15 protein-coding genes are annotated in these 13,906 nt (G+C 70.3%); 4 read left to right on the top strand and 11 right to left on the bottom strand.

What is annotated here, in order from left to right; genetic code table 11:
• The first annotated feature begins 2 nt into the window (after positions 1–2).
• Together ACGF3J_RS34895 and ACGF3J_RS34890 are read left to right on the top strand one after the other, a co-directional pair.
• Positions 3–200: an AlpA family transcriptional regulator gene (locus tag ACGF3J_RS34895; protein WP_031017537.1), complete on the top strand. Its 198-nt coding sequence runs from the start codon at positions 3–5 to the stop codon at positions 198–200.
• Positions 200–1,432 carry a tyrosine-type recombinase/integrase gene (locus ACGF3J_RS34890; RefSeq protein ID WP_393855577.1) on the top strand — a complete coding sequence of 411 codons (1,233 nt, stop codon included), beginning with the start codon at positions 200–202 and terminating at the stop codon, positions 1,430–1,432. The genes ACGF3J_RS34895 and ACGF3J_RS34890 overlap by 1 nt, the downstream gene beginning before the upstream one ends.
• 89 nt (positions 1,433–1,521) lie before the next feature.
• On the opposite strand, the gene ACGF3J_RS34885 is transcribed toward ACGF3J_RS34890, so the two are convergent.
• A complete protein-coding gene (locus tag ACGF3J_RS34885; RefSeq protein ID WP_393855576.1) occupies positions 1,522–1,758 on the bottom strand; it encodes a hypothetical protein in 237 nt (78 codons plus the stop codon).
• A gap of 486 nt (positions 1,759–2,244) precedes the next feature.
• On the opposite strand from ACGF3J_RS34885, the gene ACGF3J_RS34880 reads away from it, so the two are divergent.
• Positions 2,245–2,583: a hypothetical protein gene (locus ACGF3J_RS34880; protein ID WP_360026581.1), complete on the top strand. Its 339-nt coding sequence runs from the start codon at positions 2,245–2,247 to the stop codon at positions 2,581–2,583.
• A gap of 298 nt (positions 2,584–2,881) precedes the next feature.
• On the opposite strand, the gene ACGF3J_RS34875 is transcribed toward ACGF3J_RS34880, so the two are convergent.
• The 5 genes from ACGF3J_RS34875 to rpsB all read right to left on the bottom strand — a co-directional run bounded on the left by ACGF3J_RS34875 (position 2,882) and on the right by rpsB (position 7,573).
• The gene (locus tag ACGF3J_RS34875) at positions 2,882–4,009 is read right to left on the bottom strand and encodes a phosphatidate cytidylyltransferase (RefSeq protein ID WP_393855575.1); all 1,128 of its coding nucleotides are present in this window, start codon (positions 4,007–4,009) and stop codon (positions 2,882–2,884) included.
• The gene (gene frr / locus ACGF3J_RS34870) at positions 4,009–4,566 is read right to left on the bottom strand and encodes a ribosome recycling factor (protein WP_161326008.1); all 558 of its coding nucleotides are present in this window, start codon (positions 4,564–4,566) and stop codon (positions 4,009–4,011) included. Before frr ends, ACGF3J_RS34875 begins: the two co-directional genes overlap by 1 nt.
• Positions 4,567–4,746: 180 nt before the next feature.
• A complete protein-coding gene (gene pyrH, locus ACGF3J_RS34865) occupies positions 4,747–5,505 on the bottom strand; it encodes a UMP kinase (RefSeq protein WP_064730053.1) in 759 nt (252 codons plus the stop codon).
• A gap of 206 nt (positions 5,506–5,711) precedes the next feature.
• The gene (gene tsf / locus ACGF3J_RS34860) at positions 5,712–6,548 is read right to left on the bottom strand and encodes a translation elongation factor Ts (protein ID WP_114529297.1); all 837 of its coding nucleotides are present in this window, start codon (positions 6,546–6,548) and stop codon (positions 5,712–5,714) included.
• A 95-nt stretch (positions 6,549–6,643) separates the two neighbouring features.
• Positions 6,644–7,573 carry a 30S ribosomal protein S2 gene (rpsB, locus tag ACGF3J_RS34855; RefSeq protein ID WP_393855574.1) on the bottom strand — a complete coding sequence of 310 codons (930 nt, stop codon included), beginning with the start codon at positions 7,571–7,573 and terminating at the stop codon, positions 6,644–6,646.
• A gap of 300 nt (positions 7,574–7,873) precedes the next feature.
• Between rpsB and ACGF3J_RS34850 the strand changes: the two genes are divergently transcribed.
• A complete protein-coding gene (locus ACGF3J_RS34850; RefSeq protein ID WP_393855573.1) occupies positions 7,874–8,581 on the top strand; it encodes a murein hydrolase activator EnvC family protein in 708 nt (235 codons plus the stop codon).
• On the opposite strand, the gene ACGF3J_RS34845 is transcribed toward ACGF3J_RS34850, so the two are convergent.
• The 5 genes from ACGF3J_RS34845 to ACGF3J_RS34825 form a co-directional block, all read right to left on the bottom strand.
• Positions 8,535–9,092: a TetR/AcrR family transcriptional regulator gene (locus tag ACGF3J_RS34845; RefSeq protein WP_393855624.1), complete on the bottom strand. Its 558-nt coding sequence runs from the start codon at positions 9,090–9,092 to the stop codon at positions 8,535–8,537. The genes ACGF3J_RS34850 and ACGF3J_RS34845 overlap by 47 nt on opposite strands.
• 128 nt (positions 9,093–9,220) lie before the next feature.
• Entirely contained in the window at positions 9,221–10,063 is an 843-nt protein-coding gene (whiG, locus tag ACGF3J_RS34840) for an RNA polymerase sigma factor WhiG (RefSeq protein ID WP_122615159.1), read from the bottom strand.
• Positions 10,064–10,343: 280 nt separating this feature from the next.
• A complete protein-coding gene (gene dprA / locus ACGF3J_RS34835; RefSeq protein ID WP_393855623.1) occupies positions 10,344–11,513 on the bottom strand; it encodes a DNA-processing protein DprA in 1,170 nt (389 codons plus the stop codon).
• Positions 11,514–11,821: 308 nt separating this feature from the next.
• A complete protein-coding gene (locus ACGF3J_RS34830) occupies positions 11,822–13,447 on the bottom strand; it encodes a YifB family Mg chelatase-like AAA ATPase (RefSeq protein WP_393855572.1) in 1,626 nt (541 codons plus the stop codon).
• Positions 13,447–13,809, bottom strand: coding sequence for a YraN family protein (locus ACGF3J_RS34825; protein ID WP_161326013.1), 363 nt, complete (start codon positions 13,807–13,809; stop codon positions 13,447–13,449). The genes ACGF3J_RS34830 and ACGF3J_RS34825 overlap by 1 nt, the downstream gene beginning before the upstream one ends.
• Positions 13,810–13,906 lie beyond the last annotated feature (97 nt).

Here is a 13,906-nt window from a genome sequence, read left to right as displayed (position 1 = left end):
CCATGGCCTCAGAGCTGCCGAACCGGTTCCTGACCCCTGAGGACTTGGTCGAGATGTTCGAGCTGCCCAGCGTCGAGACGGTGTACCAGTGGCGCCGCAAGCGCACCGGCCCCCGCGGCTTCCGCGTCGGCCGGCACCTCCGCTTCGACCCCACCGACGTGCGGGCCTGGGTCGACTCCCAGATCGGGGAAGCCGCCTGATGGCCGGACACATCCAAGACCGCTGGTACCGGGCTGAGACGGCCCCTGACGGCAAGGCCCGTAAGGTCAAGACTGACCGGCACGGCACCGGCCTCCGCTACCGCGCCCGCTACGTCGGCCCCGACGGCACAGAGAAGTCCAAGAGCTTCCCAGACCGACAGAAGCGACTCGCTGAACAGTGGCTGGTCGACATTGCCTCGGACATGTCTCGGGGCCGCTATATCGATCCGCGCGCAGCTCGTGTCACCTTCAAGGGCTACGCCGTGAAGTGGCTTGAGACGCACGGCATCGATCCTGCCAGTCAGGTGGTTATCGAGCAGCGGTTACGCCTACACGCCTTCCGGCTGATCGGCTCCCGCCCACTGGATTCGTTCCGCCCAGAGCACATCAGGGGTCTGGTGAGCGCTCTGGAGAACGACCCAGCGGTGAGCGGCGGCTACGCGAGGAACATCTACGGTGACGTGCGGGCGGTGCTCAGTGCGGCGGTCGATGACGGACTCCTCCCCCGCAACCCGTGCACGGCGAAGTCCGTCCGCCCGCCGGCCGTCGAGCAACGTCGTGTAGTGCCGTGGCTGCCCGAACAGGTTCAGACGGTCCGTGCAGCACTCCCCCAGCGCTACCAGCCCATGGTCGACATGGGTGCTGGGTGCGGGCTTCGTCAGGGCGAGATCGTGGGCCTGGCCGAGGACGCCGTCGACTTCGCGAGCGGCACTGTCCACGTAATCCGACAGGTGAAGCTCATTCGGGGAAACGCTGTGTTCGCTCCGCCGAAGTGCAAGAAGGAGCGGGATGTGCCGTTGCCGTCTTCGGTCGCTGAGGCCCTACGGGCTCACATGGACGCCTTCAAGCCGGTGGAGATCACGCTGCCCTGGCGTAGGCCGGATGGCCCGAAGGTGTCGGCCCGCCTGCTGTTCACGAACACCGCGAGCGGCCTCGTCTGGCGCAGCAACTTCAACGTCCAGGAGTGGAAGCCTGCTCTTGCATCGGCCGGGCTGATCTCGGAGGTCGGGGCGGACGGCAAGTACGAGTCCGCTCGCGAGCACGGCATGCACGCCCTGAGGCACTTCTACGCCTCGGTGCTCCTGGATGCCGGCGAGAGCATCAAGGCCGTGAGCGAGTACCTGGGACACGCCGACCCCGGGCTGACGCTGCGGGTGTATGCACACCTCATGCCATCTAGCCAGGAACGCACAAGAAGCGCTATCGACCAGTCGCTAAGCTTTAGTGGCTAGTGCACGGAAGGGGCGGCAACCTCATTGGGTTGCCGCCCCTTCCGTGCACTAGATCTAAGGTCGTATCTGCGCACCGCGCGACCGAGCAACTAGACAATATGTACACGCTCAGTCTCGCCGTCTCGATTTCGTAGCAGCACGTCACTGCCTTCTCGCATCCGTTCATCAATGAAGGCGTAGATCTGAACCGCTCGGTTGATCACATCTGTCTTGCTCAGTCCAGTGGACTCCGTGAGGCGCTCGATCGCCTCCACGGCCGGGGGCACGAGAGTGACCGAGTAGCGCTCGTTCGCGGCGGGACGAGCGGCCTGGGTCGATCGCGGCATATCGGCGTCCTCCTTGGTTGCAGTGTTGATCAGAACACTTGCGGATCTTAACGGTACGCATCGATGTGCACCCACCCTACGCACGTCGACGCACATAACCGCATCCCATCATGCACAGGCCAGCACCCAACATGCAACTGCTAGGTGCATTTTTTCACCTACTTCGAGCGATCATCCACCTAGAAGGCGCTCGTCGTGCTACGGTGAGCTCACCTCCTGGTCGAGCTAGCGACTTGGAGGTCAGCAACAGATCCCTGCAGAAAGGAAGTTGGAGATGACACAAGAATCAGCGCCCTGGGTCGTCGACAGTCGATAGCCCCTTCCACTCAGAGCCACCACAAGGAGGCATGCACACGTAAGCCGAACCGGAGGTTCGGCACCGAGCTGAGAACCTGACATCGATGATCAAAGGAGGTGCGCCATGCGATGGCTGCAACCCGTCCCCATCTAGGAAGGTCCTAGAGGGGCGGTGCATGGAGGAAAATCATGCGCCCGTCGACCCCTGACAACGGCGGTAACGTGGCACCGAGCGGAAATGAGGAACCGACCGGCGCCGCTTATATCAAGATCACCACGGTTCCGAACGGCCCCTCCGTAATGGCCTCGGTGCCTGAGAAGGAAGCCACCCGCATGCTGGAGACGGGAGAGTTTGCCGTCGGCATCGGTGGAACCGTGATCGGCCCCTACGCGATGGCTAAGACGCTGGAGCTGGTGGGCCCGGGGATGCCTTGGCATGCCCAGGTCGCTCTGCTCGTCCTCGCGGCGTTGCTGCCGCTGGCGTGCTACTGGCTGACGGTCCGTCGCCGTCGTCGCCGCCGGGGATAGCACATCCCCTGAGAGCCCTACACGTAACAGTGGCAGGGCTCTCAGGCATGTGAAGAACGTGCCCGCCAAGCGTTCCACGGCCCAGGGACGGCCCGACGCATTGAGAGAAGCCGAAAGCGGTGGCAACCACACTGGTCGACGCCTTCGCCATCCCGCTTGAGATCAGTTCTCCGGGCTTAGGCATGGCTGTACCAGTGTCGCAGACATATGAGAAGAGACCCGCCGCCCTGTGGACGACGGGTCTCTCTTCGAAGAACGTGCAGGTGAAACCGGTCCCGGCGGGCTCACGCCGGCCGGATCAGCCGGATCCCACGAAGATCACCAGCAGCAGCCACACCACCGGTGCCGTCGGCAGGAGGGAGTCCAGGCGGTCCATGATGCCGCCGTGGCCCGGCAGGAGGGTGCCCATGTCCTTGATGCCGAGGTCGCGCTTGATCATGGACTCACCGAGGTCGCCCAGCGTGGCGCTGACGGCGACCGCGAGGCCGAGCAGCAGGCCCTGCCACCAGAGGCCGTCCTCGATCATGAACTGCATGCACAGCGCGCCCGCCGCCATCGCGAAGGCCACCGCGCCCAGCAGCCCCTCGCGGGTCTTGCCGGGGCTGATGCGCGGGGCGAGCTTGGTCCGGCCGAAGCGCCAGCCGACGGCATAGGCACCGGTGTCGCTGACGACCGTGAGCAACAGGAAGGTCAGCACGCGCTGCGCGCCGTCGTCGGCCATCAGCATCATCGTGACGAACGTGGCCAGGAAGGGGACGTAGAACGCCGCGAAGAGCCCCGCCGTGACGTCCTTGAGGTAGCCCTCGGGCGGCTCGGTCATCCGCCACACCAGCACCGCCAGCGCCGTGAGCGCCATGGCGACCCACGCGCCCTCGGCGCCCCGCGCGTACCCGGCGACCACCATCGCCGCGCCGCCGATCGCCAGCGGCACGAGCGGCGCCTTGATGCCCTTGCGCTCCTCCAGCCGCTTGGTCAGCTCCCAGAGCCCCACGACGACCGCGACCGCGACCACGCCGACGAAGACGGCCTTGACGACGAACAGCGACGCGATGATGACGGCGCCGAGTCCGACGCCGACCCCTATCGCCGCGCCCAGGTCGCGCCCCGCGGTCTTCTTCGGAGGCGGCGGCTGGGACTGCGCCGGCTGCGGGGCGTCGGGCATGGGCTCCGGATTCTGCGGCACCGCCGCATACGGCTGCGCCGGCGGGTTCTGGAACAGGGGACCGCTCACCCGAGCGGCCCCCCGGTCGTCGTCCTGGTCACCGCCGTGTTCGGGTACGTCGGGCACGATGGGCATGGGGCGAGTCTGCTGCGCGTACTGCGCATCGTATGCGGGACCCGCCGGGGCAGCGCCCTGGACAGGTCCCCCGTCGGACGGCCCCCAGTACCCGGCTTGTGGCGGCGCTCCCCAGGAAGAGTCGTTCATCAGACCTCGAGCAGCTCCGCTTCCTTGTGCTTCAGGAGCTCGTCCACCTGGGCGACGTACTTCGAGGTGGTCTGCTCGAGCTCGCTCTCCGCACGACGGCCCTCGTCCTCGCCGACCTCGCCGTCCTTGATCAGCTTGTCGATGGCGTCCTTGGCCTTGCGGCGCACGGAGCGGATGGACACCTTGGCGTCCTCGCCCTTGGCCTTGGCGACCTTGATGTAGTCGCGGCGGCGCTCCTCGGTCAGCTCGGGGAACACCACTCGGATGATGTTGCCGTCGTTGCTCGGGTTGACGCCCAGGTCGGAGTCGCGGATCGCCTGTTCGATGTTGCGCAGGGCGCTCTTGTCGAAGGGCGTCACCACGGCCATGCGCGGCTCGGGCACGGAGAACGAGGCCAGCTGGTTGATCGGCGTCAGCGCGCCGTAGTAGTCGGCCACGATCTTGTTGAACATCGCCGGGTGCGCACGGCCGGTGCGGATCGCGGCGAAGTCCTCCTTGGCGACCACGACGGCCTTCTCCATCTTCTCCTCGGCCTCGAGGAGGGTCTCTTCGATCACCACTTGCTCCTGCGTGTCTTGAGTAGGCCCGGCTGCGGTCCCCTGACGGGGCGGCGGCCGGCTGCGTCGCGTTCTTCCTGCACGGTTCCCGACCGGCGGGACATTGTCCATCCCCCGGCCCGGCCCCGTCCCGTCCGTCCCCCGGACAGGTGGCGTCCGCGGACAGGGGGTGTTCTCCGGTCAGTCCCGGGTGCCCTGGTCACCCACGAGCGTGCCGATCTTCTCACCCTTGACGGCGCGGGCGATATTGCCCTCCTTCAACAGCTCGAAGACCACGATCGGAAGGCTGTTGTCGCGGCAGAGCGTCACGGCGGTGGCGTCGGCGACCTTGAGGTCGCGGGTGATGACCTCGCCGTACCCGAGCGCGTCGAACTTCACGGCGTCCGGGTTGGTCTTGGGGTCGGAGTCGTAGACCCCGTCCACGCCGTTCTTGCCCATGAGCAGCGCCTCGGCGTCGATCTCCAGGGCACGCTGGGCGGCGGTGGTGTCGGTGGAGAAGTAGGGCATGCCCATCCCGGCACCGAAGATGACCACGCGGCCCTTCTCCAGGTGGCGCACGGCGCGCAGCGGGATGTACGGCTCGGCGACCTGGCCCATGGTGATGGCGGTCTGCACGCGGCAGTCGACGCCCTCCTTCTCCAGGAAGTCCTGGAGGGCCAGGCAGTTCATCACGGTGCCGAGCATGCCCATGTAGTCGGAGCGGGCGCGGTCCATGCCGCGCACCTGGAGTTCGGCCCCGCGGAAGAAGTTGCCGCCGCCGATGACGACGGCGATCTCGGCGCCGTCGCGTACGACGGCCGCGATCTCGCGGGCGATGGCGTGCACCACGTCGGGGTCGACGCCCAGGCCGCCACCGCCGGAGAAGGCCTCTCCGGACAGCTTCAGCATGAAGCGGCCGCGTACTTTGCCGTCGTCGCTCTTCTCGGCCTTGGTGGTCATGGAGATCTCGCCTCTTTTACGTGGGTCACACACACGAAGAAGGCCACTGCCGGTGGGGGCGTGTTTCGCATCCCATACGCGGCAATGGCCTCCTCGTCAGATCTGCTGTCGTCCGCCGCCACGCGCGCGTGCGCCACGGCCTGCGCGAACGGCGCCGACGACTGCTGTCGACCCTACCGGGGTCGAGCGTCCGTCGCGGTACGGACTCAGATGCCGACCTTGATGCGCGAGAAGCGCTTCAGGCTGACACCGGCCTCTTCCAGCACCTTCTGGACGGACTTCTTGTTGTCCAGGGCGTAGGGCTGGCCCAGCAGGGTCGCGTCCTTGAAGAAGCCGTTGAGGCGACCCTCGACGATCTTCGGCAGGGCGGCCTCGGGCTTGCCCTCGGCGCGGGTGGTCTCCTCGGCGACGCGGCGCTCGGACTCGACGACCTCGGCCGGGACGTCCTCCTTGGAGAGGTACTTCGGCGCGAAGGCGGCGATGTGCTGGGCGACGCCCTTGGCGATCTCGGCGTTCGGCTTGTCCAGCTCGACGAGGACACCGATCTGCGGGGGCAGGTCGGGCATCGTGCGGTGCATGTACGCGGTCACGAAGCCGCCGGAGAACTGCGCGAAGCGGTCCAGGACGATCTTCTCGCCGAGGTTGGCGTTGGCCTCGTCCACGTACGCCTGGACGGTCTTGCCGGCCTCGATCTCAGAGGCGAGCAGGGCCTCCAGGTCCGCCGGGGCGGCCTTGGCGATGTGCTCGGCGATGGCCTTGGCGACGTTCTGGAACTTGTCGCCCTTGGCGACGAAGTCCGTCTCACACTTCAGCTCGACCAGGACACCGGAGGTGTTGTCGTCGGCGATGATCGAGACGACGGCACCGTTCTCGGCGGAACGGCCCTCGCGCTTGGCGACGCCCTTCTGGCCCTTGATGCGGAGCGCCTCGACGGCCTTCTCGACGTTGCCCTCGGCCTCGTCCAGCGCCTTCTTGCAGTCCATCATGCCGGCGCCGGTGAGCTCACGAAGCTTCTTGACGTCGGCGGCGGTGTAGTTCGCCATGATTCAGGAATCTCTCTCGAAGTCCGAAGATCTACGGGCCGGACGGCGGGGGCTTCGTGGGCCCCCGCCGTCCAGAACCCGAAGGTGGTGAGGGGTCAGGCCTGCTCGGCGTCCGCGGCGGGGGCCTCGGCGGCGGGGGCCTCGGCGGGCTTGTCGGCGTCGGCAACCTCGGCGGCGGCCTCCTCGACGGCCTCGGAGACCTTGGCGTCGGGGGCGGGAGCCTCGGCGGCGGCCTCGACGGCCTCGTCCTTCTTCTCGCCCTCGAGCAGGTCGCGCTCCCACTCGGCGAGCGGCTCGCCGGCGGCCTTCTCACCCTTGGCACCACCGGCGGCACCGGAGCGGGCGATGAGGCCCTCGGCGACGGCGTCGGCGATCACGCGGGTGAGCAGGGTGACGGAGCGGATCGCGTCGTCGTTGCCCGGGATCTTGTAGTCGACCTCGTCGGGGTCGCAGTTGGTGTCGAGGATGGCGACGACCGGGATGTTGAGCTTCCGGGCCTCGCCGACCGCGATGTGCTCCTTCTTGGTGTCCACGATCCAGACGGCGCTGGGCACCTTGGACATCTCGCGGATACCGCCGAGGGTCTTCTCCAGCTTGGCCTTCTCGCGGGAGAGGACCAGCAGCTCCTTCTTGGTGAGGCCGGAGGCGGCCACGTCCTCGAAGTCGATCTGCTCGAGCTCCTTCAGGCGCTGCAGGCGCTTGTAGACGGTCGAGAAGTTGGTGAGCATGCCGCCCAGCCAGCGCTGGTTGACGTAGGGCATGCCGACGCGGGTGGCCTGCTCGGCGATGGCCTCCTGCGCCTGCTTCTTCGTGCCGACGAACATGACCGTGCCGCCGTGGGCGACGGTCTCCTTGACGAACTCGTAGGCGCGGTCGATGTACGACAGCGACTGGAGCAGGTCGATGATGTAGATGCCGTTGCGCTCGGTGAAGATGAAGCGCTTCATCTTCGGGTTCCAGCGACGGGTCTGGTGACCGAAGTGGACGCCGCTTTCCAGCAGCTCCCGCATCGTGACGACGGCCATGGCCGTTCTCCTTGGTTTTCTCGGTTGTGCCGCGCGAGCCGGACGGCTCGCGCGCCTGACGCCCGCTGTGCGCCGTGCCGCAAGGGACCGAGGGGCGCTGACACGCGCCTTGGAAGGCGTCGTGTCGGGGCGTGCGAAGTCGACCCGGTGACCCGGATCGCCACCAGAAGTGTACGGGACCGGAGGGGTACCGGGTGACGCGGCTGTCCACAACCGGGCGGCGGTCCACAGGCCCGCACGGAGGCCCGCTCCGTGCGGGACGGTTCTCGCATGCGAGCGAGGCGAGGCGTGAGTGCGTGCATGAGTGCGTGTACGTGGGTGGTGCTGCTGTCGGCCGTCCTGGCCCCGGCGCCGTTCGGTGCCGCGCGGGCGGTGCCGGTGGTGCCGTCGGCGGCCGTGGCGCGGGGTCCGGATCCGGCGGTGCCGGCCGTGGCCCGGTGGTGGCCGGTGGGCACCCGGCCCGCGGTACTGCGGGGGTGGGAGCCCCCGGCCGACACCTACGGTCCCGGTCACCGGGGCGTGGATCTCGCCGCGGCGGGCGGGGACCCGGTGCGGGCGGTGGCGGCGGGACGGGTGTCCTTCGCGGGACCGGTGGCGGGCAGGGGCGTCGTCTCACTCGAACTGACGGGTACCGGCGACCCGCCTCTGCGCACCACGTACGAGCCGGTCGCGGCCTCGGTACGCGAGGGCGACGAGGTGGCGGCGGGCGAGGTGCTCGGCACGGTCGAGCCGACGGGCTCGCACTGCACGGCCTGCCTGCACTGGGGCCTGCTGCGCGGGGACGTCTACCTCGACCCGCTGTCCCTGCTCCCGCCGTGGCTGCTGGACTCCGGGCCGTCGAGGCTGCTGCCGGTCCTGGGGGTGCCGCTGCCCGGAGAACACTCCGGTGAACGGTCCGAAGGGCAGTCCGGGGACCGGTCCGCGAGCCCGTCCGCAGCCCGGCCCGGAGAGCAGCGGACGATCAGCCGCGCACGCCCCGCAGCGCCATGGAGACCGCCGCCCGGGTGATCGCCTCGGGCTCCTCGGCCGCGCCCAGTTCGATCCGCCGCACGGCCGCGTCCACCACGCCCTGCAGCAGCATGGCCGCGAGCCTCGGCTCGGCGTGGCCCATCTCCGCCAGCGCCTCGACGATCATGGCGATCAGCCCGCCGTGCGCCGCCCGGATCTTCTCCCGCGCACCGGCGTCCAGCTCACTGGCGGAGATGGCCACGACCGCGCGGTGGCGCCGGTCCCCGACCAGGTCGAGTTGCTTGCGCACATACGCCTCGACCTTGGCCTCGGGGGTCGTCTCGCGCGCCATCGCCGCCTCGACCTCGGCCGCCCAGACCGGGAAGTCGACGGCGCACAGCTCCTCGACGACGGCCGCCCGGGACCGGAAGTACTCGTAGACCGACGACCGGGCCAGGCCCGTCCGTTCGGCGAGGGCGGGGAAGGTCAGCGCCTCCGTTCCGCCGTCGGACAGCAGGGAGCGTGCCGCGTCCAGCAGGGCGGCACGCTGCATCGACCGGTGCTCGGCCACGGAGGCCGCTCGAATCCTTGGCACGCCACCACTTTACGGACGCGTCACCCCGTGCGGGAGACGGTCACCCGGCCGCACGGCCGTCGAGCGGGTCGCGACCGACGGCGTCGCGATGCCATAAGCCCAGCTCAACGGCCGAAGCCGGCCAGTTTGGCGCGCAGCTGCAACACCGACTTGGTGTGGATCTGGCTGACCCGGCTCTCGGTCACACCCAGCACGTTGCCGATCTCGGCGAGGGTGAGGCCCTCGTAGTAGTAGAGGGTGACGACGGTCTTCTCGCGCTCCGGCAGCGTGTTGATCGCCCGTGCCAGGAGCCGGCGCAGCTCACGGTCCTCGGCGACCTCCACGGGGTTGTCGGCGGCGGTGTCCTCCAGGGTGTCCATGAGGCTGAGCCGGTCGCCGCCCTCGCTCCCCGCGTGCAGCAGCTCCTCCAGGGCCACCACGTTGGCCAGCGACAACTGGCTGAAGACCGCGTGGAGGTCCTCGACCGCGATCCCCATCTCCACGGCCACCTCGCTCTCCGAGGGGGTGCGGCGCAGCCGTGCCTCCAGCGTGGCGTACGCGCGCTCCACGTTGCGCGCCTTCTGCCGCACCGAGCGGGGGATCCAGTCCAGCGCGCGCAGTTCGTCGATCATCGCGCCGCGGATCCGGGTGATCGCGTACGTCTCGAACTTGATCTCACGGTCTACGTCGAACTTCTCGATCGCGTCGATCAGCCCGAACACACCGGAGGAGACGAAGTCGGCCTGTTCGACGTTGGGTGGCAGCCCCACGCTGACCCGGCCCGCCACGTACTTCACCAGGGGCGAGTAGTGCAGGATCAGCTGTTCCCGCAGCCGCTCGTCCCCCGTCGCCTTGTACGACCGCCACAGCTCGTCGAGCGTCGAGGGGGCGGACGGTCGCACGCTGCCGCCGTCGCGGGCGGCTGGGGGGACCGCCGCCCGGTCGGACCCGGAGGTGTGCTGGGGCATTCGTCGCCTTGTGCCGTTCTGCCGTGATGTGGTGCGCCTGAGGCCGCCGGTCTGCTGTCTGGTGGTCGCCTGCTGTCGGTCGTGTTCGCGAGGCCCTCGTGAGCGTAGCGTGACTGGACCGTCGCGTTGTGCGAAGGAACGGATGGAGAGCGTGCGCAGATACGTTCCGCTGAACGCTCTACAGGGGGGACGATGATCGCTCTGCGTGATCACTCGAACATCTCAACTGCCGGATTTCCTACGGGCGTCGGGGTTCCCCCGGACGGCCGAACACGGTGCGTCAGCAGGGCCTCCGGCCGTCGCGGACCGAGATCATCGCCTGGCGTGTCAACTTCCAGCCATCGCCGTGTCGTTCGACGTAACCAAGTGCTCGAAGCTCGTACAGTCTCGCGATCGCGTCGTCCTGCGTGGTCTGTGCACGGCGTGCCGCCTCGGCCGCCGTCACCGTGCCGCGCGCGGGCAGTCCGGCCAGCACGTGGCGGGTCCGGGGTTCCAGGAGGTCGGTGGGCAGGACCGGCCCGCGTCGCTCCGGGGACAGCTCCCCCATGTCGCCGACCAGTTCGACGACTTCGGCGGCGTCGCTGACGAGCACGGCGTCGCCGCGCAGCAGTTCGTGCACTCCCGCGGACAGCGCGCTGGTGGCGGGCCCCGGCACGCCCATCGTGTGCCGGCCCAGGCGTTGCGCGGCCCGGGCCGTGACCAGGGAACCGCTCCGGTAGGCGGCCTCGACCACGACGGTGCCCCGGGTGAGGGCGGCGATCACGCGGTTGCGCAGGATGAATCTGCTCGGCGTCGGATGATCACCGGGTGGCAGCTCGCCGACGACCAGACCCTGCTCGGCGATCCTGGTGATCAGCCGGGTGTGCCCCGGCGGGTACGGCCGGTCGACGCCGCAGGCCAGGACGGCGGCGGTGGCTCCGCCCGCGCCGAGAGCGCCCCGGTGGGCGGCGCCGTCGACCCCGTAGGCGCCGCCGGACACCACCACCCAGCCCCGTTCGGCGAGGCCGGCGGCGAGGGTGGCCGCCATGTGAGCGCCGTACTCGGTGCAGGCACGCGCGCCGACCACGGCCACGGAGCGCAGCGCCCACATGCGCAGGCTGGGCCCGCCACGCACCCAGAGCCCGAGCGGCCGGGCGTCCCCGAGGTCGTCCAGCTGCCCCGGCCACTCGGCGGTGCCGGGTGCCACGAAGCGCACGCCGGCGGCACGTGCGACGGCCAGGTCCCTTCTGGGGTCGGCCCGGCCCGCCCGCGCGCACAGCCCGGCCCACCGTTTCGCGCTCACCCCCGGCAGGGCACGTGTGCCCTCACGCAGTCGACGCACGACCTCCGCGACCCCGGCCTCCCGCACCCATCGCCCACCGGTCTCGTCGCCGGGCTCGATGACCCGGGTGAGGAAGACGCGGCCGAGCAGCTCGGAGTCCACGGAGCCCTCCCGGGCGGGGTGGGCGATGACCGCCGCCGCAGCCGGGACCACACCTCGGTCCACGCCCTCCCCGACGGCCGGGGAGGCAGCGGAGAGCGGAGCGGCCGGGGAGACCGGGGAGACTCTGCCCGGAGCGTCCCGGGCCCCGTCATCCACGCTGACCAAAGCCTCACCCGCGACCGATCCCCCGCCCCCGGGCACCGCGTCCACGTCCACGCGCCCGTCTCCGACCCCGGCACCCCCGTCCGAGGCATCCGAGGCATCCGAAGCGCCCGGACCGGGCAGGGCGCCCACGGCAGCGTCCCCGCGCCCACCCGGCACCGCGTCGCGCCCGCTCACGTCAGCGCCCCCAGAGCCATCGGCACGCCGCGTGGCACGCCGGTGCGCAGTTGGAGCGCAAGGGCGACGTCCCCCGCGTCGGGGCGGTCGTGGCCGACGAGGTCCGCGACGGTCCAGGCGACGCGCAGGACGCGGTCGAGGCCGCGGGCGGTGAGTACCCCGCGTTCCAGGCTGCGCTCCGCCTCCTCCAGCGCGCCGGGCGCGGCGTGCCAGCGGCTGCGCAGCTCGCGGCCCGGTACCTCGCTGTTGGACAGCCACGGGGTGCCCGCGAAACGCGCGGACGCGCGCGCCCGGGCCGCCGCCACCCGGTCGGCGACCGTCACGGTGGCATCCCCGCGGGTCCCGTTCCCGGTCAGCTGGCCGCGGGTGACCCGGTCGACCTCGACTCGGAGGTCGACCCGGTCGAGCAGCGGGCCGGACAGCCTGGCCTGGTACCGGCGGATCGCCGAGGGCGGACACTCGCAGTGGTCCTCCCGCCGGGAGAACCGGCCGCACGGGCAGGGATTGGCCGCGAGGACCATCAGGAACCGGGCCGGGAAGCGCACCACGCCCGCACTGCGCGCGATGACGACGTGCCCGGCCTCCAGCGGTTGCCGCAGGGCGTCCAGGACGTGGCTGCCGAACTCGGGGGTCTCGTCCAGGAAGAGGACCCCCCGGTGCGCCAGCGACACCGCGCCGGGCCGCGCGATGCCGGGTCCGCCGCCGACGAGGGCCTGCATCGTGGCGGAATGGTGCGGTGCGCAGTAGGGAGCCACGTCGATCAGGGGCTTGCCCGGCGGCAGCAGGCCCGCCACCGAGTGCACGGCCGTGACCTCCAGGGACTCCGGCCGGGTGAGCCGGGGCAGGATGGCGGGCAGCCGCTCGGCGAGCATCGTCTTCCCGGCGCCGGGCGGTCCCTCCAGGAACAGGTGATGGCCCCCGGCCGCGGCGACCTCCACCGCTGTGCGCGCCGACTCCTGGCCCACCACGTCCGCGAGGTCGTGCCCTTGGTCGTGCTGGGCGGCGCCCATGCTGTGCATGCCGGTGGCGGCGCCCGTGCCGGGCATGCGCAGGCCGGCGAGGAGCGGGTCGGGGCGGCCCGGCTGGTCCTGCTCCTCCTCCGGCACGGGTTCGTCGGCGAGGACGGCGATCAGCTGGCGCAGGCTGCGTACGCCGAGCACCGACACCCCCGGCACCAGGGACGCCTCGGCGGCGGCGCACTCGGGCACGACCACCTGCTCGTAGCCCGCCTCCGCCGCGGCCAGCACCGCGGGCAGGATGCCGCGCACCGGTCGCACCCGGCCGTCCAGGCCCAGCTCTCCGATCATGACGATGTCCGCGAGCACCCGCGGGTCGATCCGCTCGGCGGCACCCATGACCGCGGCGGCGACGGCCAGATCGAAGCCGCTGCCGCTCTTCGGCACCGACGCGGGGCTGAGTCCCACCGTCAGCTTCTTCTGCGGCCACTCGGCGCCCGAGTTCACCACCGCGGCCCGCACCCGGTCCCGGCTCTCGGTGAGGCTCTTGTCCGGCAGCCCCACCAGGGTGAACGCCGCCACGCCCGGTTCGAGATCGGCCTGGACCTCGACCACCACGCCCTCGACGCCGACGAGCGCCACGGAACACGTACGCGCGAACCCCATCACGCCACCCCCCGGGCGTGCTCGACCAGAGGGGCGCCGCGCTGCGGGAGGAGGACGCCCACCAGGTCGATGCGCACACCGCCGGGTGGGGCTCCGCCGTGGGTCTGGATCCAGCGCTCGGCGAGCCGCCGCAGCCGCTCCGCCTTCTCGGGGGTCACCGCGGCCATCGGGTGTTCGAAGGAGCCGCCCCTGCGCGTCTTGACCTCGCAGACGACCAGCACGTCCCCGTCCCGGGCCACGATGTCGATCTCGCCGGTCCTGCCGCAGCGCCAATTGCGCTCCAGGACCGTCATGCCGGCTCCGGTCAGCCGCCGGGCGGCGAGTGTCTCGCCGTACTTGCCGATCGCACCTCGTGCGTTCATGTCGGCACCACCTCCGGCGCCAACGATGAGGGCAGCTCAGCGAGCTTTTGGATCTTGGTGGACGGTCAGTCGACTGTGGACAACTCCGTCACCCACA

The sequence above is a fragment of the Streptomyces sp. NPDC048171 genome (assembly GCF_043202655.1).
In the GTDB taxonomy this organism is placed as follows: domain Bacteria; phylum Actinomycetota; class Actinomycetes; order Streptomycetales; family Streptomycetaceae; genus Streptomyces.
The sequence above is the reverse complement of the archived record's forward strand: the minus strand, read 5'-3'. Positions and strand labels throughout refer to the sequence as shown.